This is a genomic window from Streptomyces sp. NPDC002144 (assembly GCF_053593695.1).
This window is the reverse complement of the sequence record NZ_JBSFDB010000028.1, coordinates 19,409-44,811: the sequence shown is the minus strand read 5'-3', so window position 1 is coordinate 44,811 and position 25,403 is coordinate 19,409. Positions and strand designations below refer to the sequence as shown.

Annotated in this window: 28 protein-coding genes and 2 pseudogenes; 12 read left to right on the top strand and 18 right to left on the bottom strand. The window is 71.5% G+C overall.

Annotated features, from left to right (window positions below):
* Nucleotides 1-225: 225 nt before the first annotated feature.
* The 4 genes and pseudogenes from ACWCQ1_RS34315 to ACWCQ1_RS34300 form a co-directional block, all read right to left on the bottom strand.
* A complete protein-coding gene (locus ACWCQ1_RS34315) occupies nt 226-1,221 on the bottom strand; it encodes an SDR family oxidoreductase (protein ID WP_451028138.1) in 996 nt (331 codons plus the stop codon).
* A 57-nt stretch (nt 1,222-1,278) separates the two neighbouring features.
* Nucleotides 1,279-1,860 carry a winged helix-turn-helix domain-containing protein gene (locus ACWCQ1_RS34310; RefSeq protein WP_451028137.1) on the bottom strand — a complete coding sequence of 194 codons (582 nt, stop codon included), beginning with the start codon at nt 1,858-1,860 and terminating at the stop codon, nt 1,279-1,281.
* Between the two features lie 372 nt (nt 1,861-2,232).
* The gene (gene glnII, locus ACWCQ1_RS34305) at nt 2,233-3,264 is read right to left on the bottom strand and encodes a glutamine synthetase (protein WP_133042967.1); all 1,032 of its coding nucleotides are present in this window, start codon (nt 3,262-3,264) and stop codon (nt 2,233-2,235) included.
* Between the two features lie 183 nt (nt 3,265-3,447).
* A pseudogene (locus ACWCQ1_RS34300) lies at nt 3,448-3,642 on the bottom strand (MarR family transcriptional regulator); the annotation flags it as partial.
* 5 nt (nt 3,643-3,647) lie between these two features.
* On the opposite strand from ACWCQ1_RS34300, the pseudogene ACWCQ1_RS34295 reads away from it, so the two are divergent.
* A pseudogene (locus ACWCQ1_RS34295) lies at nt 3,648-4,139 on the top strand (alpha/beta fold hydrolase); the annotation flags it as partial.
* A 3-nt stretch (nt 4,140-4,142) separates the two neighbouring features.
* On the opposite strand, the gene ACWCQ1_RS34290 reads toward ACWCQ1_RS34295, so the two are convergent.
* Both ACWCQ1_RS34290 and ACWCQ1_RS34285 read right to left on the bottom strand, forming a co-directional pair.
* Nucleotides 4,143-4,847: a hypothetical protein gene (locus tag ACWCQ1_RS34290; RefSeq protein ID WP_133042966.1), complete on the bottom strand. Its 705-nt coding sequence runs from the start codon at nt 4,845-4,847 to the stop codon at nt 4,143-4,145.
* Between the two features lie 127 nt (nt 4,848-4,974).
* Entirely contained in the window at nt 4,975-5,337 is a 363-nt protein-coding gene (locus ACWCQ1_RS34285; protein WP_358606339.1) for an arsenate reductase family protein, read from the bottom strand.
* Nucleotides 5,338-5,487: 150 nt separating this feature from the next.
* Here ACWCQ1_RS34285 and ACWCQ1_RS34280 point away from each other — a divergent pair, with 150 nt between their 5' ends.
* Nucleotides 5,488-5,796, top strand: coding sequence for a hypothetical protein (locus tag ACWCQ1_RS34280; RefSeq protein WP_133042964.1), 309 nt, complete (start codon nt 5,488-5,490; stop codon nt 5,794-5,796).
* A gap of 46 nt (nt 5,797-5,842) precedes the next feature.
* Here ACWCQ1_RS34280 and ACWCQ1_RS34275 read toward each other — a convergent pair whose 3' ends face one another.
* The gene (locus tag ACWCQ1_RS34275; RefSeq protein WP_451028136.1) at nt 5,843-7,027 is read right to left on the bottom strand and encodes a winged helix DNA-binding domain-containing protein; all 1,185 of its coding nucleotides are present in this window, start codon (nt 7,025-7,027) and stop codon (nt 5,843-5,845) included.
* A 96-nt stretch (nt 7,028-7,123) separates the two neighbouring features.
* Nucleotides 7,124-7,639 (bottom strand): putative immunity protein, encoded by a 516-nt coding sequence (locus ACWCQ1_RS34270; protein WP_358606345.1) that lies wholly within the window; start codon nt 7,637-7,639, stop codon nt 7,124-7,126.
* Nucleotides 7,640-7,842: 203 nt separating this feature from the next.
* Here ACWCQ1_RS34270 and ACWCQ1_RS34265 point away from each other — a divergent pair, with 203 nt between their 5' ends.
* The 8 genes from ACWCQ1_RS34265 (at nt 7,843) to ACWCQ1_RS34230 (ending at nt 13,905) form a co-directional block, all read left to right on the top strand.
* A complete protein-coding gene (locus ACWCQ1_RS34265; RefSeq protein ID WP_358606347.1) occupies nt 7,843-9,183 on the top strand; it encodes a DUF2252 domain-containing protein in 1,341 nt (446 codons plus the stop codon).
* Between the two features lie 22 nt (nt 9,184-9,205).
* Nucleotides 9,206-9,832, top strand: a complete 627-nt coding sequence (locus ACWCQ1_RS34260) for a chemotaxis protein CheB (RefSeq protein ID WP_358606350.1) — start codon at nt 9,206-9,208, stop codon at nt 9,830-9,832.
* On the top strand, nt 9,825-10,916 hold the full coding sequence (locus ACWCQ1_RS34255; protein WP_451028135.1) for a CheR family methyltransferase: 1,092 nt from the start codon (nt 9,825-9,827) through the stop codon (nt 10,914-10,916). Before ACWCQ1_RS34260 ends, ACWCQ1_RS34255 begins: the two co-directional genes overlap by 8 nt.
* Nucleotides 10,917-11,032: 116 nt before the next feature.
* On the top strand, nt 11,033-11,692 hold the full coding sequence (locus ACWCQ1_RS34250) for a PAS domain-containing protein (RefSeq protein WP_451028176.1): 660 nt from the start codon (nt 11,033-11,035) through the stop codon (nt 11,690-11,692).
* A gap of 23 nt (nt 11,693-11,715) precedes the next feature.
* A complete protein-coding gene (locus tag ACWCQ1_RS34245) occupies nt 11,716-12,018 on the top strand; it encodes a hypothetical protein (protein ID WP_358606356.1) in 303 nt (100 codons plus the stop codon).
* 57 nt (nt 12,019-12,075) lie between these two features.
* The gene (locus tag ACWCQ1_RS34240) at nt 12,076-12,582 is read left to right on the top strand and encodes an ANTAR domain-containing protein (protein ID WP_358606359.1); all 507 of its coding nucleotides are present in this window, start codon (nt 12,076-12,078) and stop codon (nt 12,580-12,582) included.
* Nucleotides 12,583-12,679: 97 nt separating this feature from the next.
* On the top strand, nt 12,680-13,414 hold the full coding sequence (locus ACWCQ1_RS34235; RefSeq protein ID WP_451028134.1) for a GAF and ANTAR domain-containing protein: 735 nt from the start codon (nt 12,680-12,682) through the stop codon (nt 13,412-13,414).
* A gap of 218 nt (nt 13,415-13,632) precedes the next feature.
* The gene (locus tag ACWCQ1_RS34230) at nt 13,633-13,905 is read left to right on the top strand and encodes a hypothetical protein (RefSeq protein ID WP_133042956.1); all 273 of its coding nucleotides are present in this window, start codon (nt 13,633-13,635) and stop codon (nt 13,903-13,905) included.
* Nucleotides 13,906-13,934: 29 nt separating this feature from the next.
* Here the strand turns inward: ACWCQ1_RS34230 and pspAB are convergent, their stop codons facing one another.
* The 4 genes from pspAB to glnA all read right to left on the bottom strand — a co-directional run bounded on the left by pspAB (nt 13,935) and on the right by glnA (nt 17,354).
* Nucleotides 13,935-14,519 (bottom strand): PspA-associated protein PspAB, encoded by a 585-nt coding sequence (gene pspAB / locus ACWCQ1_RS34225; RefSeq protein ID WP_133042955.1) that lies wholly within the window; start codon nt 14,517-14,519, stop codon nt 13,935-13,937.
* Nucleotides 14,520-14,522: 3 nt separating this feature from the next.
* A complete protein-coding gene (gene htpX, locus ACWCQ1_RS34220; RefSeq protein ID WP_133042954.1) occupies nt 14,523-15,440 on the bottom strand; it encodes a zinc metalloprotease HtpX in 918 nt (305 codons plus the stop codon).
* Between the two features lie 123 nt (nt 15,441-15,563).
* The gene (locus ACWCQ1_RS34215; RefSeq protein WP_451028133.1) at nt 15,564-15,821 is read right to left on the bottom strand and encodes an SCO2583/SCO2584 N-terminal domain-containing protein; all 258 of its coding nucleotides are present in this window, start codon (nt 15,819-15,821) and stop codon (nt 15,564-15,566) included.
* A gap of 123 nt (nt 15,822-15,944) precedes the next feature.
* Entirely contained in the window at nt 15,945-17,354 is a 1,410-nt protein-coding gene (gene glnA, locus ACWCQ1_RS34210; protein WP_133042952.1) for a type I glutamate--ammonia ligase, read from the bottom strand.
* 197 nt (nt 17,355-17,551) lie between these two features.
* On the opposite strand from glnA, the gene ACWCQ1_RS34205 reads away from it, so the two are divergent.
* The gene (locus tag ACWCQ1_RS34205; RefSeq protein WP_133042951.1) at nt 17,552-18,022 is read left to right on the top strand and encodes an RDD family protein; all 471 of its coding nucleotides are present in this window, start codon (nt 17,552-17,554) and stop codon (nt 18,020-18,022) included.
* Nucleotides 18,023-18,087: 65 nt separating this feature from the next.
* Here ACWCQ1_RS34205 and ACWCQ1_RS34200 read toward each other — a convergent pair whose 3' ends face one another.
* The 4 genes from ACWCQ1_RS34200 to lipB form a co-directional block, all read right to left on the bottom strand.
* Nucleotides 18,088-18,789 carry a DUF4191 domain-containing protein gene (locus ACWCQ1_RS34200; protein ID WP_133042950.1) on the bottom strand — a complete coding sequence of 234 codons (702 nt, stop codon included), beginning with the start codon at nt 18,787-18,789 and terminating at the stop codon, nt 18,088-18,090.
* An 86-nt stretch (nt 18,790-18,875) separates the two neighbouring features.
* Nucleotides 18,876-19,076 carry an SCO2195 family GlnR-regulated protein gene (locus tag ACWCQ1_RS34195; protein WP_133042949.1) on the bottom strand — a complete coding sequence of 67 codons (201 nt, stop codon included), beginning with the start codon at nt 19,074-19,076 and terminating at the stop codon, nt 18,876-18,878.
* 258 nt (nt 19,077-19,334) lie between these two features.
* Nucleotides 19,335-20,324, bottom strand: coding sequence for a lipoyl synthase (lipA, locus tag ACWCQ1_RS34190; RefSeq protein ID WP_133042948.1), 990 nt, complete (start codon nt 20,322-20,324; stop codon nt 19,335-19,337).
* Nucleotides 20,325-20,398: 74 nt separating this feature from the next.
* The gene (gene lipB / locus ACWCQ1_RS34185) at nt 20,399-21,199 is read right to left on the bottom strand and encodes a lipoyl(octanoyl) transferase LipB (RefSeq protein WP_133042947.1); all 801 of its coding nucleotides are present in this window, start codon (nt 21,197-21,199) and stop codon (nt 20,399-20,401) included.
* A 255-nt stretch (nt 21,200-21,454) separates the two neighbouring features.
* Between lipB and ACWCQ1_RS34180 the strand changes: the two genes are divergently transcribed.
* Complete coding sequence (locus ACWCQ1_RS34180; RefSeq protein WP_451028132.1) at nt 21,455-22,891, top strand: regulator; 1,437 nt, start codon at nt 21,455-21,457, stop codon at nt 22,889-22,891.
* A 4-nt stretch (nt 22,892-22,895) separates the two neighbouring features.
* Here the strand turns inward: ACWCQ1_RS34180 and ACWCQ1_RS34175 are convergent, their stop codons facing one another.
* Nucleotides 22,896-24,299 (bottom strand): NAD(P)/FAD-dependent oxidoreductase, encoded by a 1,404-nt coding sequence (locus tag ACWCQ1_RS34175; protein WP_451028131.1) that lies wholly within the window; start codon nt 24,297-24,299, stop codon nt 22,896-22,898.
* A gap of 184 nt (nt 24,300-24,483) precedes the next feature.
* On the bottom strand, nt 24,484-25,377 hold the full coding sequence (locus ACWCQ1_RS34170; protein WP_451028130.1) for a TIGR01777 family oxidoreductase: 894 nt from the start codon (nt 25,375-25,377) through the stop codon (nt 24,484-24,486).
* Nucleotides 25,378-25,403 lie beyond the last annotated feature (26 nt).

The window sequence follows — 25,403 nt, the reverse complement described above, 5'->3', positions numbered from 1 at the left end:
GAGATCGGGTCACTGCCCGCCGGGCCTGGGATCTGGTCGCATCACGCCGGGCCTGGGATCCGGTCACTACCCGCCGGGCCCGAGATCGGGTCACTGCCCGCCGGGCCTGGGATCCGGTCACCGCCCGCCGGGCCCGAGATCCGGTCACTACCCGCCGGGCCTGGGATCCGGTCACTACCCGCCCGGCCTGGGGCGCGGTCACTGCCCGCCGGGCCCGGGATCCGGTCACCGTTCGCCCAGCACCTTCGCCTCCACCACCGGGTCCAGCCCGACCGGCGGCCGATCCGCCCGCTGCGGCGCGGTTCCGCCGATTCCCTGAAGCCAGGCCCAGGTGTCGGCGACGGTCTCCGTCACGGGCCGGCACCTCAACCCCGTCCCCACCGCCCGGGACACGTCCGCGGAGTGCAGGAAGTCATGCATGTCGCTCCCCGCGGGCACCCACACCGGCAACTGCGTCCACGGCTCGATCCCGGCGTCGAGGACCACCTCCGGCTCCACCCACCGCAGTTCCGCCGGTCCGCCGGTCACCTCCACGCACGCCTCCAGCAACGACCCCATGGTGGCGTGCCCCTGAGGACTCGTCAGATGGAACGCACCCTGAAGCTCCCGCTCTGCCGCCCCCAGCGCCCACTCGGCCAGGTCCCGCACATCGACGTACTGCAGGGGCAGTTCCCGCGGTCCCGGTGCCAGCACCGGCCCGCCCCGCGCGATCCGCCCCAGCCACCACGGTAGCCGCCCGATGTTCTCGTACGGCCCGAGGATCAACCCGGCCCGTACCAGCACGCAGCGGTTCGCGCCGAACGCGTCCACGACGGCGATCTCGGCCCCCCGCTTGTCGAGCGCGTAGTCCTTCTGGTCGGCGTCGGGCTCGGCGCCCTCGACCAGCGGCGCGTCTTCGCCGTACCCGGCCGGCGCGGGCCAGGCGTACACCGAGCGGGTGGACACGTACACATACCGCCCGGCGCGGCCCCGCAGCAGCCGCGCCGACTCGTGCACGGCCCGGGGCGCGGCCGACCAGGTGTCGACGACGACGTCCCAGGTGCCCTCCGCGAGGGCGGCGAGCCCGTCGGCCGCGGTGCGGTCGCCCCGCAGGGCCCGCACACCGGCCGGGGGCCGCTGCCGGCCCCGGTTGAGGACGGTCACCTCCCAGCCGCGCCCGAGGGCCGCCTCGACGACGGCCCGTCCCGCGAACTCCGTACCACCCAGCACCAGAACTCTCATACCGGTGACTGTGCCCGGCCCGCCCGCGGGAGGGAACCGCGCTCTGCCGTCAGCAGATCAACGGCCCGTCGGCGGGGTGTACTTGTAGCCGACCCGGCGGACCGTCTGGATCGCCTGCCGGTACTCGGCGCCCAGCTTGCGGCGCAGCCGGGCGATGTGGACGTCGACCGTACGGCCGTCGCCCACGTGCCCGTAGCCCCACACGGTGGTGACGAGCTGGTCGCGGGTGTGCACCCGGCCGGGGTGCGCGACCAGGTGGGCGAGCAGCTCGAACTCCAGGTAGGTCAGGTCGAGTTCGCACCCGTCCACCGAGGCGGTGCGCTGCACGGGGTCGATCCGGACGAGCGCCTCGGTCTCCGGACCGGCCTCCGCCGTGTCGGCGGGGTCCGCCGGGGCGAGGCCGGCCGGGGCGAGGTGCGGCCGGTCGGCGGGGATGAGGACGAGGTAGCCGACCATCGGCGGCTGTCCGGGCAGCGTGGGCAGGGTGTGCTGGGGCGCGGGCAGCCAGGTGGCGCCCGGCGGCAGGAACTCCGCCACGTCGATCACCTCGTCCCGGTCCACGGCCCGCAGACGGTGCCGGGAACCGGTGGGGGAGGGGGTGTTGAGCGGCGTGGTGGGTACGGAACGCATGATCGCCATGAGAGGTCAGCTCTTTCGCGCGAGAGGTTCGTCGGAGGGGACGTACTCGTTCGCGTCGGCCGAAGACCGTGTACGGCTGGAGACCTGTACGGCTTTAGAGGGCCGGCGCGTTCATCGCGCGGCAACACACCCGGTCGAAGTCGTGGTGCTGACGGGAAGGCCAGAACGGCTCGAGGTCGGTGCGACCCGTCGCGGTGTGGTTCTGGAATCCGGCCATGGCTCCATTGAAGCAGACAGCGGCCCCCACGAGGAGCCTCCTCTCACTGCTTGGACGTTTCCTTGACATGAAGTCGCCGGTACCGCCTCCCCGCCCGTCAACGCCAGGGGGCGCCCACCGCGACGGTGGGCGCCCCCTGGGCGTGGCTGAGCGGATCAGACCTGGCCGGCCTTCTCCAGGGCGGAGCAGCAGGTGTCGACGATCAGACGCGTCACCAGGTACGGGTCGACGTTGGCGTTCGGACGGCGGTCCTCGATGTAGCCCTTGCCGTCCTTCTCGACCTGCCAGGGGATACGGACCGAGGCGCCGCGGTTGGAGACGCCGTAGGAGTACTCGTTCCACGGGGCGGTCTCGTGCAGACCGGTCAGACGGTCGTCGATGCCGGCGCCGTAGTTCTTGACGTGGTCGAGCGGCTTGGAGCCCTCGCCGAGCGACTCGCAGGCGGTGATGATCGCGTCGTAGCCCTCGCGCATCGCCTTGGTGGAGAAGTTGGTGTGCGCGCCGGCGCCGTTCCAGTCGCCCTTCACCGGCTTCGGGTCCAGCGTCGCGGAGACGCCGAAGTCCTCGGCCGTGCGGTAGAGCAGCCAGCGGGCGATCCAGAGCTGGTCGGCCACCTCGAGCGGGGCCAGCGGGCCGACCTGGAACTCCCACTGGCCGGGCATGACCTCGGCGTTGATGCCGGAGATGCCCAGGCCCGCCTTCAGGCAGTTGTCCAGGTGCGCCTCGACGACGTCACGGCCGAAGATCTCGTCCGCGCCGACACCGCAGTAGTAGCCGCCCTGGGGGGCCGGGAAGCCGCCCTTGGGGAAGCCGAGCGGGTAGCCGTCCTGGAAGAAGGTGTACTCCTGCTCGATGCCGAAGATCGGCTCCTGCGCGGCGAACTTCTCCGCGACCTCGGCCAGCGCGGCACGGGTGTTGGACTCGTGCGGCGTGAAGTCGATGTCGAGGACCTCGCACATGACGAGGACGTCGTTCCCGCCGCGGATCGGGTCCGGACAGGTGAAGACCGGCTTGAGGACACGGTCCGAGGCGTGGCCCTCGGCCTGGTTCGTGGAGGACCCGTCGAAGCCCCAGATCGGCAGCGCGTCCAGTCCGGCGGGCTCACCCGCGATGATCTTCGTCTTGGAACGCAGCTTGGCGGTCGGCTGGGTGCCGTCGATCCAGATGTACTCAGCCTTGAAGGTCACGGGCCACTTCCTTCGGGGGTGTGTCTGACGCACCTGCGGGTGCTGCGGCGCTGCGGCACTGGGGCGCCGCGGTGATGCCCGCGAGCCTGTCAACAGGCGATTTCCCGTCGATTGCTCGATTGTGAACCCCGTGTTACCTGGTGATGGTGTGGCGCGATTCACGGTGTGAAACCGCCACCCCGCTCAGTCCTCCCGGCTCGCCGCCTCCCGCACCCCCTCCAGGAACCCCCGGATCGCGGCCGGCTCCCGCTCGTCGTACACACGCAGCAGTTCCACCACGCGGCCGATCAGCGGCCCGAAATACTCCCACCCGAGCGCGACGGCCCGCTCGTCCACCTCGACGAGCACCTCGCGCCGGTCGCCGGCCGCAGGCACCCGCAACCCTGCACGCACCCACGCGCGTGCGCCGCCTCTTCCTGCTGGACCCGACGACCTGCTTCACCGGTTTCCGGCCGCGTACCTGCTGCACGCCCTGCCGTCCGTGCTGCGGCCCACACCCCGCAGGGCCAGTGCGTTCCTGGAGTGGGAGACCAGGGGAGCGCCCCTCGACCCCGACTGGCTCCGCCTCCAGGAGGCCGGCCGCCGGCTTCCCCTCCGTGTCGAAGCCGGTGACCGGTCCGCGCCCGGCCCCGGACGCGCTGCGCGCGCTGGACGTGCCGGTCCTGCTGTTCCTGGCCGAGAACAGCAGGACACTCCCCCGCTCTCGACTTCGCTCGAGCGGGGGCACCCCCATCACGTACGAGGTGGCGGGGACGGCGGATGCGCTGCTGCCGCACGTGGAGACGGTGGTCCTCCCCGGTGTCTCCCATCATGCGCTGCCGCAGTCCGCACCCGCCGAACTCGGCCGCCGCCTCACGGAGTTCTTGAACCCTTGAGCCTCACCCCACCTTCTCGATCAGTGCGCGCCGGATCAGGAACTTGCCGGGCTCCCGGACCTGTTCGAAGGCCGCGTTGTTGAGCAGGGCGCAACTGCCGGACACCGAGGTGACCTTCACCGTCGTGGACTTGTTGTTGTCCAGGTTGGTGACCTTCAGCGTCGTCCCCGCCGGGAACTGGTTGCTGGACGCGGCAGGCGCACCGGCCTCGCCGGAGAGGGTCACGGTGGAGCCCTTGCAGACCTGCCGGGCGGAGCCGGAGGCGGCAGCGCCACCGGTGTTCGCGCCCGCCCCGGAGTTCGCGTTTCCCGCGGGAGCCGTCTGCGCCGGCTGCGCGGTCTGCTGCTGTGCCGGCTGTGCGGGCTGCGTGGCCTGGGAGTCCTGAGCCGACTCCCCAACCGCGCACCCCGACGCCTGCTGCTGGACCTTGATCTGCGCGATGACCGCCTCACGGTTGGCGATCCGGGCCGCGGACTGCGCGTCCGGATTCGCCTTCTGCCCGGCGATGAACCTCTGGTTGTTGCCGAGCGCGGTGGCGAGCCCCTGACAGACCGTCGAGTTCGCGGCCGACAGGGTCTTCGCGGACGGCGGGGTCTGTGCGGCGTTCGAGGTCGACGCCATCGCGAAGGCCCCACCGCCCGCCACCGCCGCCGCGCTCACCAGGACCGCGAGCTTCTTCTTCGTACTGACAGTTCTCCTACGCGACATGCGCGCCTCCTGAAGAGGTAGGGGAGCGTACGTCGCTATGTACGAGATACCGAACGAGGTTACTCAGTGGTTACACGAGTCTCTGAAGTAACCTGCGTCACACGTACGTTGGTCTCGTCATCATCGGTCAATCCCGCGACAGCGCCTCGCGTACGGCCTCCTCGGTGCGGCCCACCACCGCGGTGCCGTCGTCCGCCGTGATGATCGGACGCTGGATCAGCCGGGGACGCTCGGCGAGCGCCCTGATCCACCGGTCGCGCGAACCGGCGTCCCGCGCCCACTCCTTGAGACCGAGCTCCTTCGCGTCCGCCTCCTGGGTGCGGGTGATGTCCCACGGCTCGAGCCCGAGACGGTCGAGTACGTCCCTGATCTCGCCCTCGCTCGGTACGTCCTCCAGGTAGCGGCGGACGGTGTACTCCGCGCCCTCCGCGTCGAGCAGGCTGATGGCGCCGCGGCACTTGGAACAGGCCGGGTTGATCCAGATCTCCATGGGGTCAACGGTACGCGAGGGGAAGGCCGAAAGCCCTTGTGGCCAGGGGCTTTTGTCAGTGGCGGGCGGTACACTAGAAGAAGTGTTCGAGGGTGTTGCCGGGGCGTCGAAAGCCCTGGTGGACACCCTGTCCGCGACAGGAGGATGCCTGTGCCCGCTGCCGCACTGAAGCCGAAGCCGACCCAGTCCACTGTGAAGCGCCCCGTCCTGCTCGACCTGCCGTACGAACCCGTGGAGAAGCGCCCGTTGCCGCCGGGCCGGCCCCGCGAGTGGTACGTCACGCACAACCGGCGCCTGAAGGCGATGCGTCTCGCCATCGCCCTGCTCGACTCGGGCGTCTACATGCCGAACCAGGCCCGCAACGAGACGATCCGGCACACGGCGGAACTGATCGGAGTCCACCCGCCGTCGGACACGACGTGCCACATGGTGCGGGCGCTGATGCGCTACAGCCGATGAGGCCGGTGCCGGGCGCCGCACACGGGGCGCCCGGCACGTCCGCCCGCTACCCCCTCGCCAACTCCTTGTCCAACGGCGTCGGGAAGCGGGGTGTGACCCGGCTCGTCCCCATCCACGCCCGCAACCGCTCCACCTCCGCGGCGATCGCCGCCTTCGCCTCGCGTCCCACGCCCTTCTCGTCGAGGAGCCGCCACGCGATCTCCCCGTCGGCGCGCTGGGCCCAGCCCCCGACCACCCGTCCGTCCCACCACACCGTCGGCCCCACGTTGCCGCTGCGGTCGAACAGCAAGGGCCGCAGTTCCGGCGCCAGATACCAGTCCCGTGCCTGCCAGCCCATCGCCGTCGGATCCAGCGCCGGCAGCAGTGCCGCCCAGGGCTCCACGGGACCCTCCGGGGCGACGTCGTCCGCGGTGACGTACGCCCGGCCCTCGTCGACCGACACCTCCCGCGCCCCGATCGCCGCCAGCGCGCGCCGGACGTCGGTGACCTTCCACCCCGTCCACCACTTCAGGTCGGCCTCGGTCGCGGGTCCGCACGAGGCCAGCCAACGCCTCATCAACTCCGCCTGCGCCTCCGCCACATCGAGCTCCGGATGCGCCGGCGCCACCGCCCAGCGGAACTGGCTCGACGTCCACGAGCCGAGCGGCCGGCCCCGGACCACCTTGCCCTCGACGCCCAGCACCCGCAGCAGCCGGCCCGAGACGGTGTGGACGCCCTCGTAGCTCTTGCCGGCCGCGTACACGAACTGCTCCCGCAACCGGGGCTCGTCCTGGGCGAGTTCGGGCGCCGTCGCCTGGCCGCGCCGGTCCAGGGCGGCCAGCAGCGACTCCTCGACCTCCTTCAGCCAGGCCGCGTCCGGCGCCCCCGCGCTCGCCATGTCCTGGACCAGCTTGGCGCGGGCCTTGGCGGCCACGGCGAGGCCGGTCGACGCGTGGACGACCGCGGTGAGGTCGGTGGGGAAGACGAACACCGTCTGGCGCATGCCGTGCATCCGCACCAGGGAACGGTCGTCGTACAGCGCCCGCTCCGTCTCGGGCACCGTCCGCGTCGCGTCCGTCAGCCGCGCGCCCACCGCGAGATACACGGTCGCCGGGTCCGTCCCGTGCAGCGCGACGAGCGAACCGGCGACGTCCTCCGGGGAGCCGCCCCGCGCCCCCACCGCGAGCCGATGCCGCACCGCCAGCCGCGCCCGCCGCTCGGCCACTCCGATGTACCGCTCCCCGTCACCCATGACACCCTCCGCCCGTCACGGCACCCGTGTTCCCATCTTCGCGGACCCCACTGACAACGCCCCGCCCGACTCCGGGGCCGCCCGCGTGGATCGGCCTCAGCAGTCGAAGACCGACCAGCAGATGTCGTTGCGCAGGCGCTGGTCGTCGAGCACGAGCTCCCTGATCGCCTCCGGGAGCCGGTCGCGCTGCCACCGGCACTCCAGCCGTCCCGCGGCCGCGCTCTCCTCTTCCGGCACGGCGGCGCGCGCGGCCTTGATCGCATAGGCGGCCGCACCGAGCTCGTGCGCGGCGACGTGCGCCACGACCGCGGCCTGGCCGGCCGCGTACGCGGCATGCCGTGCCGCGCCCCGCAGGTCGCGAGCGGCCCCCATCGCATGACCGCCCGCCGCTCGGGCCTCCATCATCCGGACCTCGCCCCGCACCCAGGCGCGGGCATGCCCGATCGCCCGGCGCGGTCGGGGGTCCTCGGGGCGAGCCGACTCGAAGAGGCCGAGGACGTGCTCCGCGCAGTCGGCCGCCCAGAGGGCGAGGAGACGGTGATCCGCGTCGGTGAGGGTCCCACCACGGCGGACGGTCACGAAGCGAGGGTCCCTGACCTTCGGGAGGATCATGGATCGGCCTTCCTTCCCGCCGGCGCCCGCCCGCCGTCCGGGCACCCGCATCCGCGACCGTACCCCCTCCCGTCACCCGATTGCCGTACCCGGCATGCGCTCACCCCCGTACCCGCCTTCACTGCGATCAAAGAGGCGGCGCGGCGATGAGCCGAGGTGGTGGGAGGCGTGATGGGGCGGTACGGGGTTGTGCGGTGGGTCGCGTGAGTTCCCCTGTCGACCGTGCCGAGCAGGGCAAGGCCGCCCGCAAGCGGGTCTCGCGGTCCGCGCACGCGGGGTGGGTGGCGCCCGTCGACCGGGACGACCCCGTCGCCGTGCTGGAACGGCAGGGGCGGGACCGGCTGCCGGAACTGCTGCCGATCCGGTACGGGCGGATGGCCGCGTCGCCCTTCGCCTTCCTGCGCGGATCGGCCGCCGTGATGGCCGCCGACCTGGCCTCCCGGCCGCACACCGGGCTCACCGTGCAGCTGTGCGGTGACGCCCATCTGCTCAACTTCGGGCTGTACGCGTCCCCGGAACGCACGCTGCTCTTCGATCTCAACGACTTCGACGAGACGTTCCCCGGCCCCTTCGAGTGGGACGTCGAACGGCTCGCCGCCAGCGTCGTCGTCGCCGGCCGGGAGAACGGCCACACCGAGGACAAGGTGCGCCGCGCGGCGACGGAGGCGGTCACGTCGTACCGGACCACCATGCGACGGCTGGCCGCGCGGGGCGAACTGGAGGTCTGGTACGAGCGCATCGACGCCGACCGCCTGCTGCCGCTCGCGCGTTCCGCCCGCCGACGCCGCCAGGTCGCCGCCAGCCTCACCCGCGCCCGCCGCCGCACCAGCCTGCAGGCCGTCGGCAAGCTGACCGAGGTCGTCGACGGCAGGCGCCGCATCGTCCACGACCCGCCGCTTCTGGAACCCGCCGGCGCCTCCGACACGGCCTCCCTGCGCAAGATCTTCAGCGACTACCGCTCCACCCTCTCCGAGGAGCGCCGGCTGCTCCTGGACCGCTACCGCTTCGTGGACGCCGCCCGCAAGGTCGTCGGCGTCGGCAGCGTCGGCCTGCGCTGCTTCGTCGTGCTGCTCGCCGGCCGCGACACCGACGACCCGCTGTTCCTGCAGATCAAGGAGGCCCGCACCTCCGTACTGGAGGACCATCTGCCGACCGGGCCGTACGTCCACCCCGGGCACCGTGTGGTCGCCGGGCAACGCCTGCTGCAGGCCGCCGGTGACGTCTTCCTGGGATGGATGAGCGGGCCGCAGGGACGCGCCTTCTACTGGCGGCAGCTGCGGGACATGAAGGGCTCCGCCGACGTCGCCGGGATGAGCCCCGGGGACCTGCTCGCCTACGCCCGGCTGTGCGGCACCGCCCTGGCCCGCGCCCACGCCCGCTCCGGCGACCGCGTCGCCATCGCGGCCTACCTCGGCGGCGCCGACACCTTCGACCACGCCGTCGCCGACTTCGCGCTCGCCTACGCCGACCAGAACACCGCCGACCACGCCGCCCTGGGCGCCGCGATCGCCGCCGGCGTGATCCGGGCGGCACCCGAGGTGTGACCTGCGGGTCTACGCTGGCCGGGTGCAGCCTTCCGTAAGCCCGTCCGACGGCTTCGAGGTCGTCGCCGTCGCCTCCTCGGCCGGCGGCATCAACGGCCTGATCACCCTGCTCGGCGGCCTGGACGCCGCCCTGCCGGTGCCGGTACTGGTCGTCCAGCACCTCGACCCGCGGCATCGCACGGTCATCGCGGACGTCCTGAGCCGCCGTACGCCGCTGACCGTGAAGCTCGCCGAGGACCATGAGCAGATCCGGGCCGGCCATGTCTACATCGCGCCGCCCGACCGGCATCTGCTCGTGCGCCCGGGCGGTCGGATCGCGCTCACCGACACCGAACTCGTCCACTTCGTCCGCCCCTCAGCCGATCTGCTCTTCGAGTCGGTCGCGGGTGCCTACGGGCCGAAGGCCATAGCCTGTGTGCTCACCGGCACCGGACGGGACGGCGCGATGGGCGTGGACGCGGTCAAGTCAGGCGGCGGGACGGTGATCGTGCAGGATCCGGCGACCGCGGAGTTCAGCGGTATGCCGCAGGCGGCAGTGGGTACGGGCACAGTGGACTTCGTGCTGCCCCTGGACGAGATCGCCGCGGTCGTCCGCGGCCTGGTCGACTCCAGGAGGCAGTGGCAGGGAAGTGACGGCAGCGATGGTTGACGGACAGCCGGAGATGGAGACCGACGAGGAACTGGAGGATCTTCTCGGTTTCCTCAGGGACGCGCGCGGCTTCGACTTCACCGGCTACAAACGCTCCTCGCTCGGCCGGCGCATCCGCAAGCGGATGACGGACGCCCAGGTGGCGTCGTACAGCGACTACCGCGACCGCCTGGAGACCAACCAGGACGAGTTCAACGCGCTGTTCAACACCATCCTGATCAATGTCACCTCCTACTTCCGTGACCCCGAGGCCTGGACCTTCCTGCAGCGCGAGGTGATGCCGGAGCTGCTCGCGCAGAGCGGCTCCCAGGAGGAGATCCGGGTGTGGAGCGCCGGCTGCTCCAGCGGTGAGGAGGCCTACTCGCTGGCGATCATGTTCGCCGAGGCGCTGGGCCTGGAGGAGACCCTGGAGCGGGTGAAGATCTACGGCACGGACGTCGACGACGAGGCCCTGCGCGACGCCCGCTCCGGGCTGTACTCGGCCAAGGTCCTCGCCTCGCTGGAACCCGAGCTGCGGGACAAGTACTTCGAGCAGAACGGCGCCCGCTTCAGCTTCCGCCCCGATCTGCGCCGCCGCGTCATCTTCGGCCGCCACGACATCACCCGCGACGCCCCGATCTCCCGGCTGGACCTGCTGGTGTGCCGCAACACGCTGATGTACTTCAACGTCGAGGCCCAGACGCAGATCATCGACCGGTTCCACTTCGCGCTGCGCGAGGGCGGCTGTCTCTTCCTCGGCAAGGCGGAGCTGCTGCTCAACGACGCCGAGCGGTTCGAGGTGATGAGCATGCGCCAGCGGGTCTTCCGGCGGCGCCCCGGCGAGTCCGCGACGCCGTACCAGCCCGCGCCGGTCAAGATCAGGGCGGGGCTCGGCGGCCAGCTGCACACCGTCGCCCGCAACCGCCAGCTGCGCGACCTCATCCTCGACGCCACCCGAGCGCCGCCCTGGCCGTGGACTCCATGGGCACGGTCGTCCTCGTCAACAGCCAGGCCCGGGTGCAGTTCGGCCTCACCCCGAACGACATCGGGCGGCCCTTCCAGGACCTGGAGATCTCCTACCGGCCGGTGGAACTGCGCTCCCTGATCGAACAGGCCACCCACGAGCGCCGCACCCTGCGCGTCAACGGCGCCGAGCGCCGGGTCGGCGAGGACGTCCAGTACTTCGACATCCTCGTCCAGCCGCTGTCCGGCCCCGAGGGCATGACGGTCGCCACCAACATCACCTTCACCGACGTCACCGTCGCCACCCAGCTCAAGTCCGAGATCAAGCGGGTGCGCGAGGACCTGGAAACCGCGTACGAGGAACTGCAGTCGACCAACGAGGAGTTGGAGACCACCAACGAGGAACTCCAGTCGAGCATCGAGGAACTGGAGACAACGAACGAGGAACTCCAGTCCACCAACGAGGAGTTGGAGACCACCAACGAGGAACTCCAGTCCGGCAACGAGGAACTGGAGACCATGAACGAGGAGATGCGGGTCCGCACCGAGGAACTGGACGAGGCCCGCGCCTTCCTGGAAGCGGTGCTCACCTCCATCGCCGCCGGAGTCGTCGTCCTCGACCAGCAGTTGAAGGTCAAGAGCTGGAACCGCGGCGCCGTGGACCTGTGGGGCCTGCGCCCCGACGAGGTACTGGACCAGCTCTTCTACGGTCTGGAGTTCGGGCTGCCCACGGAGAAGCTGCGCGAGACCATCCAGCAGTGCGTCGAATCCGGCAAGCGAGGGGAGCCGCTGCCGGTGCCCGCGGTAAACCGCCTGGGCCGCAGGATCACCTGTCAGGTGCAGCGCAGCCCCTTCGACGGCCACAACGGCGGAGTGGTCCTGCTCATGGAGGAGGGCCGCGGCGACGCCTCGGAATGACGGGCGGGGCGTACGATTCCGGTATGGCCACCGACGGCGGGGCGGCGCAGAGCAAGATTTCCGCGGAGCGGAAAGCCGCCGTGGCGCGTGCCCGTTCGGTGCATGAGACGATCCGCGCCGAGCGGTGCGAGGCCCAGGCCGCCGAGGCGCCCACCGAGGCCCTGCGCGCGGCGTACCTGCGCATGGCCGAGCTCCACCGGTCGACGGCGCACTGCCATCTGACCGCGGCACGCCTCCAGGACGACTACGCGGGCCGGCTCGCCCTGTGGGCCGGACAGCGCGGTACTCCCCGGCCCCGCTTCATGACCGGGGTCGCCGAGGCCTGAGGCACCAGCAGCGCCGCCCTCACCCTGGTCGGAGCGGACACCCTGGACGAGCTCACCGTGGCCGCCTCGGACGAGTCCGCCCGCGCCGCCCAGGAGCTGGAGTTCCTGCTCGGCGAGGGACCGGCCCGGGACGCGACCGCCGAGGTTCGCCCGGTCATGGCGGCCGGCCCGGGACTGGCCGTCCGCTGGCCCGGTTACGGTCCCGCGGTGACCGAACTCGGCATCGACGAGGTGGCCGCCGTGCCGCTCAGTCTCTCGGGCGTCTGCGTCGGGGCCCTCGCCGTGTTCGACCCCGCTCCCGGTTTCGTCGGCACGGACTCCTTCACCGAGATCGCGGAGGCGCTCACCCGCTCGATGATCCTCAGCCCGTACGGCGACGCCGGTCTGTACGGCGCCGCCGAGCTGCGCGCCAAGGTGCACCAGGCCGCCGGCATGGTCTCCGTGCAGCTCGACTGCCTGGTGGCCGACGCACTGGAACTGATCAAGGCCCGTGCCTTCACCGAGGGCGTCTCCGCCCGTTCGGTGGCCGAGCGGGTGCTGGACGGGGAGCTGCGGCTCGGCTGAGGTGCCGGACGGGGGAGTGGGAACACGTAAAGGCAGCGGAAAGAGCGCGTGTGACCGACAGGGTCGAGGCGAGCGTCCCAGGAGGCGGAGAGAGGTCATGACCAACCCCGTGTCACAGCAACGGCTGGCGAAGGCGTTCGTCGACCTCGCGGCCGGAGGGGAGTCCTCGGAGCCCTCCGACCCCACCGGTCTCCTGGAGGCCCTCGCGACCCACGGCACCGCACTGCTCGGCGACTGCGCCGCGACCGTCGTGTATGTCCCCGACGACCACGCCGCCGCCCAGGTGGCCGGCACCGGCGCCGACCTCGTCCGGCTGGCCCGGGACGCCGCCGGCTGGGGCGAGGGGCCGGGGCAGCAGGCCCGCCGCACCGGTCACCCGGTGCCGGACACCGAACTCGGCGGGGAGCGGGCGCGCCGCGACTGGCCGCGCTACACCCCCCGCGCCCTGGAGCTGGGCTACGGCCGGGTCGCCGCCCTGCCCCTGCACGTCGGCGCCGACACCCTGGGCGCCCTGGTGCTGCTGGGCCGCGGCGGCGCCGCGCTGCGCCCCGAGCTCCTGGAAGTGGGCCAGTCCCTGACCGACGTGGCCGGCTGGACCCTGGACCGGGAGCGGCGCCTGTCCGCGAGCCGCGCCCTCGCCGACCAGCTGGGCGAGGCCCTGACCAGCCGCGTCATCATCGAGCAGGCCAAGGGCACGCTGGCCGCCCGCCTCTCGGTCACCGTCGACGAGGCCTTCCGTCTGCTGCGCGCCCACGCCCGCTCCCATCGCCGCCGCCTCAGCGAGGTGGCCCGCGAGGTGGTGGAGCACCGCCTGGACCTCCGGTCGCGGTAGCCCGGTCACGGTAGCCGAGGAAAAACGGGATGCACGCGCAGTGACCGTCTCCCTACGCTGGACAAGCGTTGCGGAGCCGCTCACCACCGCTTGTCCCCGGGCAGGCATCACCCCCCGCTCTCAGGGCTACTCTCTACGCACCGACGGACGGACGCCCTCCCCCAGCGCCCCGTCGGACGTCCAGATCGCTCATCGACCCACGCTCACGGAGGCCCGTGATGGGCACCATGTTGATCGCCGGGACCGTCGTCCTGGTCCTCTTGGGATTCGGAAACCACGTGTGGTGGCTGGCCGCGGCCGGCGTCCTCTTCCTCTACCTGCAGTACGGCCGCGACTCCTCGCCGTCGTCCTCCGGGGGAGGCGGCGCGTCGGGATCGGCTCCCGCCACCTACCAGGCGTACCGCAAGCGCCGTGACCAGCAGGCCAAGTGGGAGCGCCGCTACCGGCGCGAGCACCCCCTCGAGGCGCGTCGGCAGGAGCGCGGCAAGTAGGGCCACAGGACCAGGGCCACAGGGCGGAACTACAGGCCGGGTGCGCCCCACACCGGGAACCACCGGCTCAGGTCCTGTTCCATCCGCAGGTCACCGGCGAGTGCGGCCTTGATCTGCAGTTCGAGCGCGTTGTCGCGCCGCTGTCCGGCACCGGGCAGCGGCGCGAACGGATAGAACGTGCCCCGCTTGTAGAGGTACACCAGCGCCAGCCGCTTGCCGCCCTCGCCCTCGAAGGCGGCGAGGGAGCACAGCAGTTGCGGCCCGAAGCCGTTGACCTCCATCGAACTGTTCACCGCGTGGAGGTCGTTGACGAGCTCCGACAGCTGCCCGGGGGAGCGGCGCGAGACCAGCCAGGAGTAGCCGAACTCGTCCTGGCTCAGCTCCACCGGCGGTCCGTCCCGGTCGGCGTCCGCGTCCAGCAGGGCCTGGACCTCCCGGTGCGTCTGCTCGAAGGCCGCGCCCTCGACCGTGGCGAAGCACACCGCGCCGGTGCCGGTCGGTGTGAAACCGGCCGCGGCCTCGAGGGTCACGGCCGCCGACGGCAGCGCGAAGAGCTGGTCGAGGTCGGGCAGGGCCGGCTTGGTGCGGCCGAGCAGGATGTCCAGGAGCCCCATGCATCACGCCTTTCCGGGGGTGGGTGCCTCACCCAGCTCGGCCGAGATCCGGCCCAGCTGGTCGAGCCGCTGCTCCAGGCTCGGGTGGGTGGAGAAGAACCGCTCGATGCCGGGCTCCTTGCCGGCCGCGGGGGTGAAGTAGAAGGCGTTGAAGGCCTGCGCGGTCCGCAGGTCCTTGGTCGGGATCCGGGCGATGTCGCCGGAGACCTTGGTCAGCGCGGAGGCCAGCGCCGAGGGCCGCCCGGTCAGCAGCGCCGCCGCCCGGTCCGCGGCCAGTTCCCGGTACCGGGACAGCGCCCTGATCAGCAGGAAGCTGATCGCGTAGACGGCGGCCGACACACCCAGGACGGCGGCGAAGATCGCTGCCGTGTTCTGGTCCCGGCGCCCGCCGCCGAACAGCTGGGAGTAGAAGGCGAACCGCACGATCAGTCCCGCGATCACGCCCAGGAACGACGCGATGGTGATGACGGCGACGTCCTTGTGCGCGACGTGCGACAGCTCGTGCGCGAGGACGCCCTCCAGCTCGGCGGGTTCCAGCCGCCGCAGCAGTCCGGTCGTCACACAGACCACGGCATGGTCGGCGTTGCGTCCCGTGGCGAACGCGTTGGGCATGTCCATATCGGACACGGCGACGACGGGCTTGGGCATGTCGGCGATCGCGCACAGCCGGTCGATCACCGCGTGCAGCTCGGGATACTCCTCGCGCTCCACGACCCGCCCGCGCATGGCGAACATCGCGATCCGGTCGGAGAACCAGAACTGGGCGACGAACATGGCCGCCATCAGCACCACGACCAGCAGCCAGGACTTCAGCAACACGATCAACGCGGCGACGAAGGCCACGTACAGCAATCCGAGCAGGAACATCGTGACCGTCATCCGCACGGTCAGCCGCCGGTCGCTCCGGAAACGGCTCTGCATTGTGCATCACCCCGCAGTCAGGCACTCGTCCCACTGCCAGTGTGCACCTGGCGCGTCCCATGAAGTGGTCCTGAACGGCCCTAGGGGCTGCAAAAGGTCCCTGTGGGAGGCCAGGCCACCGTCCTAGTAGGGGGCCCGGAAACGCACCCATCCCAGTAGTACGATCACTGCCGCCACGGCCCCGAACACCAGTGCCGTCGACACCCACGAGGACCTGCGCGGGGTCACCGGCCCGGGGTCGGCGCGGAAGGGCTGCGGCTCGGGCGGGTTCTCCCGCCAGCGCGCGGCCAGCATCCGGGCCCGCGCCGAGGGCTCCTTGTGCTCCGCCCGGTCCGCCCACCTGAGGTCGAACTCCCGCTCGGCATCGTCCTGTTGGGCCATCCCCGTCTCTCCCCCTCGACACCGCCGCCCCTGTCGAACAGCTGTGCTGCACACCATACGACGACGCCCCCGTCCCGGGAAACCGGAACGGGGGCGAGGCCGAGAAGACGGCTCAGGGGCCGATCACACGTCGAAGTAGAGCTCGAACTCGTGCGGGTGCGGACGCAGCTGCAGCGGGGCGATCTCGTTGGCGCGCTTGAAGTCGATCCAGGTCTCGATCAGGTCGGCCGTGAAGACGTCACCGGCGAGCAGGAACTCGTGGTCGCGCTCGAGGGAGTCGAGGACGGCCGGGAGAGAGGTCGGGACCTGCGCGACGTTCGCGTGCTCCTCGGGAGCCAGCTCGTAGAGGTCCTTGTCGATCGGCTCGGCGGGCTCGATCTTGTTCTTGATGCCGTCCAGGCCCGCGAGCAGCAGGGCCGAGAAGGCCAGGTACGGGTTGCCGGAGGAGTCGGGCGCGCGGAACTCGACGCGCTTGGCCTTCGGGTTGGAGCCCGTGATCGGGATACGCATGGCCGCCGAGCGGTTGCGCTGCGAGTACACCAGGTTGATCGGCGCCTCGAAGCCCGGCACCAGACGGTGGTAGGAGTTCACCGTCGGGTTGGTGAAGGCCAGCAGCGACGGGGCGTGCTTGAGGATGCCGCCGATGTAGTAGCGGGCGGTGTCCGACAGGCCCGCGTAACCGGCCTCGTCGTAGAACAGCGGGTCGCCGTTGGCCCACAGCGACTGGTGCACGTGCATGCCCGAGCCGTTGTCGCCGAAGATCGGCTTCGGCATGAAGGTCGCGGTCTTGCCGTTGCGCCAGGCGACGTTCTTCACGATGTACTTGAAGAGCTGGAGGTCGTCGGCCGCGGCGAGCAGCGTGTTGAACTTGTAGTTGATCTCCGCCTGGCCGGCGGTGCCGACCTCGTGGTGCTGGCGCTCGACCTTCAGGCCGGACTTCTCCAGCTCCAGGGAGATCTCGGCGCGCAGGTCGGCGAAGTGGTCGACCGGCGGGACCGGGAAGTAACCGCCCTTGTAGCGGACCTTGTAGCCACGGTTGTCCTCGAGGGCGCCGGTGTTCCAGGCGCCGGCCTCGGAGTCGATGTGGTAGAAGGACTCGTTCGACGTGGTGGCGAAACGCACGCTGTCGAAGACGTAGAACTCGGCCTCGGGACCGAAGTACGCGGTGTCCGCGACACCGGTGGAGGCGAGGTAGGCCTCGGCCTTCTTCGCCACGTTGCGCGGGTCACGGGAGTACTGCTCGCCCGTGATCGGGTCGTGGATGAAGAAGTTGATGTTGAGCGTCTTGTCCCGGCGGAAGGGGTCGACCCGGGCGGTCGACAGGTCCGCGCGCAGCGCCATGTCGGACTCGTGGATCGCCTGGAAACCACGGATCGAGGATCCGTCGAAGGCGAGCTCGTCGTCCGGGTCGAACGCCTCGACGGGCACCGTGAAGTGCTGCATGACGCCCGGCAGGTCGCAGAAGCGGACGTCGACGAACTTGACGTCCTCGTCCGCGATGAACTTCTTGGCCTCGTCGGCGTTCTGGAACATCCAGCTCCTCCTACTCCCGACCGCCTTGCCGGGGTGGTAGTTCGTTCGTGCGGCCAGTGCGGTGGCACACGCTGACCTCGACCCTAGGGACGCGTGATTTCTCGGGCGTGACCCATTTGTTTCGCACAAGTTAACCGGAGCGGGTCCGGTTGACCCCACCTGTCCGTATCCCGAAACGGTGGCAGTACCGTGGACGCGTGGACAAGAGGGAAGCAGTGGGATCGTGGCTCTCGGGCCCCCGGGCGGCCGCCGAGGACGCCGGTGTCGACTTCGGATACCGAGGTGAACAGCTCGGTCTGCCCGAGCGGGGACCGGGCTCGATCGCCCGCCCCGGGCGCCGGTTCGGCGCCCTGGCCGTCGACTGGGGGCTGTGCCTCTTGATCGCATACGGTCTCATCACGCACGGCTACCAACCCGGCGCGACCGGGAACTGGGCCCTGCTGGTCTTCTTCGTCCTCGGCGTCCTCACCGTCGGCACGATCGGCTTCACCCCCGGCAAGCGCCTCTTCGGCCTGCGCGTGGTCGACCTGGGCACGGGGCAGCCCACCTTCCTGCGGAGCGTCCTGCGCACGGCCCTGCTGTGCGTCGCCATCCCGGCCCTCATCTGGGACCGCGACGGCAGGGGCCTGCACGACCGACTGGCCCGCACGGTCGAGATCCGGATCTAGCGTGCATACGACGAAGAGGGGCGCCCGGAACTCATCCGGGCGCCCCTCTTCGTCGTATGCGGGAGTCAGCGGGCCTTCGGCCCGCCCTTCGGCAGCTTCATGCCCTTCGGCATCGGGCCCTTGGGCAGCGGCATGTTGCTCATCAGGTCGCCCAGGGCGCGCAGCCGGTCGTTGGTGGCGGTCACCTGGGGGCCGGTCAGCACGCGGGGGAGCTTCAGCATGGTGGTGCGCACCTTCTTCAGCTCCACCTGGCCGTCGCCCGTGCCGACGATGATGTCGTGCACCGGCACGTCCGCGACGATGCGGTTCATCTTCTTCTTCTCGGCGGCCAGCAGGGTCTTGACCCGGTTCGGGTTGCCCTCGGCGACCAGGACGATGCCGGCCTTGCCGACGGCCCGGTGCACCACGTCCTGGCTGCGGTTCATCGCCACCGCGGGGGTGGTGGTCCAGCCCCGGCCGATGTTGTCCAGCACGGCCGCGGCGGCGCCCGGCTGGCCCTCCATCTGCCCGAAGGCGGCCCGCTCGGCCCGGCGCCCGAACACGATCGCCGTTCCGAGGAAGGCGAGCAGCAGGCCCAGGATGCCGAGATAGATGGGGTGACCGATCAAGAAGCCGATCGCGAGGAAAACACCGAAGATGCCGATGCCGACAGCCGCGAGTACAAGACCGATCTTCTTGTCGGCCTTGCGGGTCATCTTGTACGTCAGGGCGATCTGCTTCAGTCGCCCGGGGTTAGCGGCATCCGCCGCGTTGTCCTTCCTCGCCATGCCACGAAGTCTACGTGGCCCCACAAGCGCCGACGACGGCAGTGCCGGGAAGGAGGAGCGGGAAGGGACGGGAGGGGGGAGATGGTTCAGGGACGGACGGAGGGGAACTGGTCGAGGACGCGCTGCGCCTCGACCCGGTCCTTGGCGCGGCGGCGGTCCTCCAGGACGGAGGTCCAGGCGTTGCGGCGGGCGGTGCGCTGGCCGCCGCTCATGAGCAACGACTCGACGGCACGGAGTGCATCGGTGAACGACGGGATGGCGGTGGCGCGAACCGGCGCGGCCTGCATGGTCGAGGTCCCCCCTCGGGGTCGGCGGCTGTCGTGAGTGGTGCACGGGCTGTACAACCAGGGTCACTGATTGGTGTTACCAGGGCGTGACCGACCGGTCAAACAGCAATGAAGCCTTGATCCGGGGCACGAAAACATTGACGCGGCCCTGACGACGCCGCTAGCAGCGAGGACGTCCAGGACCGCGTTCAATCGGCCACTACTCGGCGGTAGTAACTTGTGCGCAGATTCACACGTTTGGAGTGGCACTCCGTGCCATCAGACCGCCTGCGAGGCGACGTAGGCACCGCCCCGCTGCGGAGCAGCTGATTGACGCAGCTCGACGGCCATCTGGTACAGCCGGCCGGCCCGGTAGGAGGAGCGGACCAGCGGGCCGGACATCACGCCGGAGAAGCCGATCTGCTCGGCCTCCTCCTTCAGCTCCACGAACTCCTGCGGCTTGACCCAGCGCTCCACGGGGTGGTGCCGGACGCTCGGGCGCAGGTACTGCGTGATGGTGACCAGCTCGCAGCCCGCCTCGTGCAGCTGCCGCAGCGCGTCGCTGACCTCCTCGCGGGTCTCGCCCATGCCGAGGATGAGGTTCGACTTGGTGACCAGGCCGACGTCGCGGGCCTCGGTGATGACCTTCAGCGAGCGCTCGTAGCGGAAGCCGGGGCGGATGCGCTTGAAGATGCGGGGGACCGTCTCGACGTTGTGCGCGAAGACCTCGGGGCGGGAGGAGAAGACCTCGGCCAGCTGCTCGGGGACCGCGTTGAAGTCGGGGGCGAGGAGCTCGACCTTGGTGTGGCCGCCCTCGCGGCCGGCCGTCTGGGCGTGGATCTGGCGGACCGTCTCCGCGTACAGCCAGGCGCCGCCGTCCGCCAGGTCGTCGCGGGCGACGCCGGTGATGGTGGCGTAGTTCAGGTCCATGGTGACCACGGACTCGCCGACGCGGCGCGGCTCGTCACGGTCGAGGGCCTCGGGCTTGCCGGTGTCGATCTGGCAGAAGTCACAGCGCCGGGTGCACTGGTCGCCGCCGATGAGGAAGGTCGCCTCGCGGTCCTCCCAGCACTCGTAGATGTTGGGGCAGCCGGCTTCCTGGCAGACCGTGTGCAGGCCCTCGCTCTTCACGAGGTTCTGCATCTTGGTGTACTCGGGACCCATTTTCGCCCGCGTCTTGATCCACTCGGGCTTGCGCTCGATGGGGGTCTGGCTGTTGCGGACCTCCAGGCGCAGCATCTTGCGTCCGTCGGGGTTGACTGCGGACACGACCGGCTCCCTAGCGATTGATTCTTCGGCGTGCTCAAGGGTACGCCCGTGGATTTGAAAGCCCAGGGCCGCCTTCAGGCCGCCGGTGTCTTCTCGATCACCCTCGGCCTCAGGTCCGCGTTGCCGAGTACGTCCGTCAAGTGCCGCTCCACGACCGGCAGTACGTCGGCGATGGTCAGCTCGCGGCCCAGCTCGTGCGCGAGGGAGGTGACGCCCGCGTCGCGGATGCCGCAGGGAATGATCTTGTCGAAGTTGGAGGTGTCCGGGTTCACGTTCAGGGCGAAGCCGTGCATGGTGACGCCCTTGGCGACCCGGATGCCCATGGCGCAGATCTTGCGGTCCTCGCGGCGCTGGCCGGCGTTGGAGGGGGCGTACTCGGGGCCGTTGAGGCGGGGGTCGAACTCCTCGTCGGCCAGGCGGGGGTCGAAGTCGAGGGAGAGCCCGCCCAGGGCCGGGCGCCGCTCCACGGGGTCGCCGAGGACCCAGACGCCGGCCCGGCCCTCCACCCGGCTGGTCTCGACGCCGAACTCCGCGCAGACCCGGATCATCGCCTCTTCCAGCCGGCGCAGGTGCGCGACCACGTCCACCGGACGCGGGAGCTTCTGGATGGGGTAGCCGACCAGCTGGCCCGGGCCGTGCCAGGTGATCTTGCCGCCGCGGTCCACGTCGATGACCGGGGTGCCGTCGAGAGGGCGCTCGTTGTCCGCCGTGCGCCGGCCGGCCGTGTAGACCGGCGGGTGCTCCAGGAGCAGCACGGTGTCGGGGATCTCGTCCGCAAAGCGCGCCGCGTGCACCCGGCGCTGCTCGTCCCACGCCACCTGGTAGTCCACGGCCTCGGCACCGAATCCCATACGGACGAACCGCAGCTCACTCACGGCAAGCGCCTCCCTAGAAGGTCGTAAGGCACGAAACGTGCCTACGCCACTGTACGACCGACACTCACGCGTCAGCCCAGCGGCCAATCCTCACACGATCGGATGAACGAACGGGGAAGAGAGCGACCACCTGCTCACTCTCCGCTACATTCGCGCCGTTCACAGAGGCCATAAGGGCTGCTCACAGGCAATCCGGGCACTCGGAGGCCACCTCGGCCCCGGGGAGGGCCCGAAAGGCAGGAGACCGCACCGCAGATGACGGAACGACCCGCGCAGCGCACTCCCAACCGACAGCTCGCCGCGCTCATCGCAGAAGCGGGGTTCTCCAACGCGGGGCTCGCCCGGCGCGTGGACCAACTCGGTCTCGAACACGGACTTGATCTGAGATACGACAAGACGTCCGTGACGCGCTGGCTGCGCGGGCAGCAGCCGCGCGGCACCACTCCCGCCCTGATCGCCGAGGTGTTCGCCCGGCGCCTGGGGCGCAGACTAACGGCCCAGGACCTCGGCCTCGACGCGTGTGCGCCGGTGTACGCCGGACTGGAGTTCGCCGGCACGCCCGAGGAGGCCGTCGACGTCGTCAGCGGGCTGTGGCGCAAGGACTCCGGCTCGCACGCCGAGCTGCGCAAGATCGCTTTCACCCCGGCCGGGCTGGTCGTACCGAGCCGGGACTGGCTGATCGGGCGGCCCGACGACAAGGTGGCCCGCACCGAACAGCCCGCCCGCCTGCCCCCACAGGGCCGCCCGGCCGTACCGCGCCAGCGCGGACAGGGCGACCGCGGACCCGGCCAGCGGGTCACCGGCGGCGACATCAACGCGCTCCGCTCGGTCGGCGAGCTCTTCCGCACCCTCGACGACATGTACGGCGGCGGGCACGCCCGGCAGGCCCTCGTGCGGTACCTGGAGCACGAGTGCGAGCCGATGCTGCGCGGCACCTACGGCGAGCAGACCGGCCGCAAGCTGTTCGCGGCGGCGGCCGACCTCACCCGGCTCGCGGGCTGGACCTCGTACGACATCGCCGCGCACGGACTCGCACAGCGGTACTTCGTGCAGGCGCTGCGGCTCGCGCAGGCGGCCGGGGACCGGGCGTACGGCTCCTACGTCCTGGTGACCATGAGCCGGCAGGCCGTCTATCTCGGGCACGGCCGGGAGGCGGTGCAGCTCGCCCGCGTGGCTCAGCAGGGGGTGGGGACGAACGCGCCCCCCGTGGTGCAGGCCCTGCTGCACGCGGCGGAGGCGCGGGGGCACGGCGTGCTCGGCGAGGTCCGCAACTGCACGGCCTCACTCGTACGGGCCGAGCGCGCGCTGGAGGCGGCGCGCCCGGGGGACGAGGTGCCGTACTGGGCGCGGTTCTTCGACGAGGCGCAGCTGGCCGACGAGTTCGGGCACGCGCACCGGGATCTTCAGCAGTTCCGGGCCGCGGTGCAGCACGCCGAGCGGTCCCTGCAGCTGCGCGCGCCGGCGTACGCCCGCAGCCGCCTCTTCTGCCGCGTCGTCCTCGCCTCCGCCCGCCTGGGCCTGGGCGAGCTGGACCAGGCGTGCGCCCTGGGAGCGGAGGCGGCGTGCGCCGCGGCGGACATGCGGTCGGCCCGGGCTACCGAGTACGTGAGGGATTTCGAGCGCCGCCTGGAGCCGTACAAGGACGCGGCACCGGTGCGGGGCTATCGGGACAAGGTGGCGGCACTGGGGTAGTTCTTCAGGCGGCCCTCGCCGATGGGAGGGGATCCGCCTGCTGCCTCGGGCCCGCCGCTCCCAGGTCCGTCAGGATGGCTGTCGCGGCCCGGTGGGCCGAGTGCAGGGCTCCCTGGACCGTGCTGGTGTCCCGGTGGTCGCCGCAGACGTAGAGGCCGGCCAGGAGGCGTACCGGGCGGCGGAGGTCGTGCGGGGGCCGCATGGCCGGGACGGCCTCGGCGGTGTGGTGGACGGCCAGCGTCTCCCAGCGGCGCGTCGACATGCCGTACAGGCGCGCCAGATGTGTGCGCACGGCGGTGTCCAGGTCGGCCGGGGGCGGCCCCAGGACCGTGGAGGAGACCAGCACCCGGCCCCCCGGCGCCCGGCTCGGGTCCACCGCGCTGACCACGGCCGTGTGGGCCACCGGCCCCCCGCGGTCGGCGTCGAGGAGAAGGGCCGCCCCCGTCGCCGGCGGCTCGTCCGTGGTGTGGTGGACCACCGTCAGCCGGTGGAAGTCCGGCACACGCAGGCCCGGCAGCAGCGCGGCCGCGGCCCGCGCGTCCGTCGCCAGCAGCACGGCCCGGCACCGGATCTCCCCGTGCTCGGCCGTGGCGACGGCGTTGGTGGACACCGAGGTCACCCGGACACCGGTGTGCACGGTGCCCGGCGGCAGCGCTCGCGCCAGCAGCTCCGGCAGCGTCTCGGCGCCGCCCTCCGGCAGACACAGCCGCCCGCCCGCGAAGGCCCTGAGCGCGAGATCGGCGCACCGGCTGGACGTCGTCAGCTCCGGGTCGCACAGCAGCGCGGCGAGCAGGGGCCGCAGAAACCCGTCGATGGTGCGGGCCGGTACCCCCCGTGCGGCAAGGGCCCGTGCCGCGGGCAACTCGGGCCGGGACAGCAGGCGTTCGACGGGCATGCCCGCGAGCCGGGTCAGCGCCGCGGTCAGCCGCGCCTGGTCGACGGCGCTGCCCAGCGGGGCCGCGGCGCGCACCCGGGGCACGTCCGCAGCCGTCGGACCGCCCGCCCGGCCGAGCGACGGCACCCAGGACGGGGAGGTCACCCTCGGCGCACTCGCCAGCGCACGTACGGCGTGCAGTGCGCCCCGTGCGCCCCCCGCGCTCGGCACCGCACCGGCGAGGTGGCGGCGGCCGTCGCTGTGGACGAGGACGCCCGGGGCGAAGGGGCGCAGGACGAGGGCGTCGAGGCCGGGGGTGAGGCGTAGTTCGGGATACGCCGTGGACAGCAGCTGTCCGATGCGGTCGAGCCGGAAGCCGTCGATCTTCTCGGTCGACATCCGGCCCCCGACCCAGTCGGCGGTCTCCAGGACCGCGGTCGTCACTCCTGCGCTGGTCAGCCGATGCGCCGCCGAGAGGCCGGCGACCCCGGCCCCCACGATCACGACGTCCGCCTGGTACGCGGGCTCAAGCACGTGCCCCTCCTCGAGGTTGCGCGGCCGGTGGAGACGTCATGCCCCCAACTGGCTCCGGGGATACCCGAGTTCGGGTCGAGGTTAGGGCTGTGATCGGTCAAGGGGAGTCGCGCATGCACAGGGCACGGTCGCACACCGGTCGCATACGGTCGCCGGTGGTCGTCGCGTCCTCTCCGTGCCCGCCTCACGCCGCCCGGAGGGCCCCCTCGATGTCGGGGAACGCGAAGGTGAACCCCGACTCCAGCAGCCTCGTCGGCACCACCCGCGCGCTGCCCAGCACATCCCCGGCCATCTCGCCGAGCACGGTCCGCAGCGCCGGCGCCGGCACGGTGAAGAACGTGGGCCGGTGCAGCACGCGCCCCATGGCCTCGGTGATCTCACGGTTCGTCAGCGGGTTCGGGGCGGTGACGTTGAACGGCCCGGACAGCCCGTCGGTGTCGATGAGATGCCGGATCGCGGCCACCTCGTCGTGCAGCGAGACGTACGACCAGTACTGCCGCCCGTCTCCCATCCGCCCCCCGAGCCCCGCCTTGAAGAGGGGGAACAGACGGGCCCAGGCACCGCCCTTGCTCGACACCACCAGCCCCGTCCGCACGAACGCCGTCCGCACGCCCGCCTCCCGCGCCGGTGCCGCGGCCGCCTCCCACTCCACGCACAGCTCCGGCAGGAACCCGCTCCCGGCGGGCGCGTTCTCGTCGACCACCCGGTCGCCGGTCTCGCCGTAGTAGCCGATCGCGCTGCCGTTGACGAACACCCGCGGCCGGTCGTCGAGGGAGGCGATCGCCTCGGCCAGCGCGGCGGTGCCGAGCACCCGGCCGGCCCGGATCCGCGCCTTGTACGCGTCCGTCCAGCGCCGGTTGCCCACACCGGCCCCCGCGAGGTTGACCACGGCGTCGCACCCGGCGAGCCCCGACGTGTCGACGTACCGCCCCTCGGGGTCCCAGCACACCTCGTCCCCGCCGCGCGCGGCCCGCCGCACCAGCCGCACCACCTGGTGCCCATCGGCGGTCAGCGACCGCGCCAGCGCACCCCCGATCAACCCGGACGCTCCGGCCACCGCGATTCGCGCACGTTCCATGACCCCATTCTGCTGGCCACGCACGT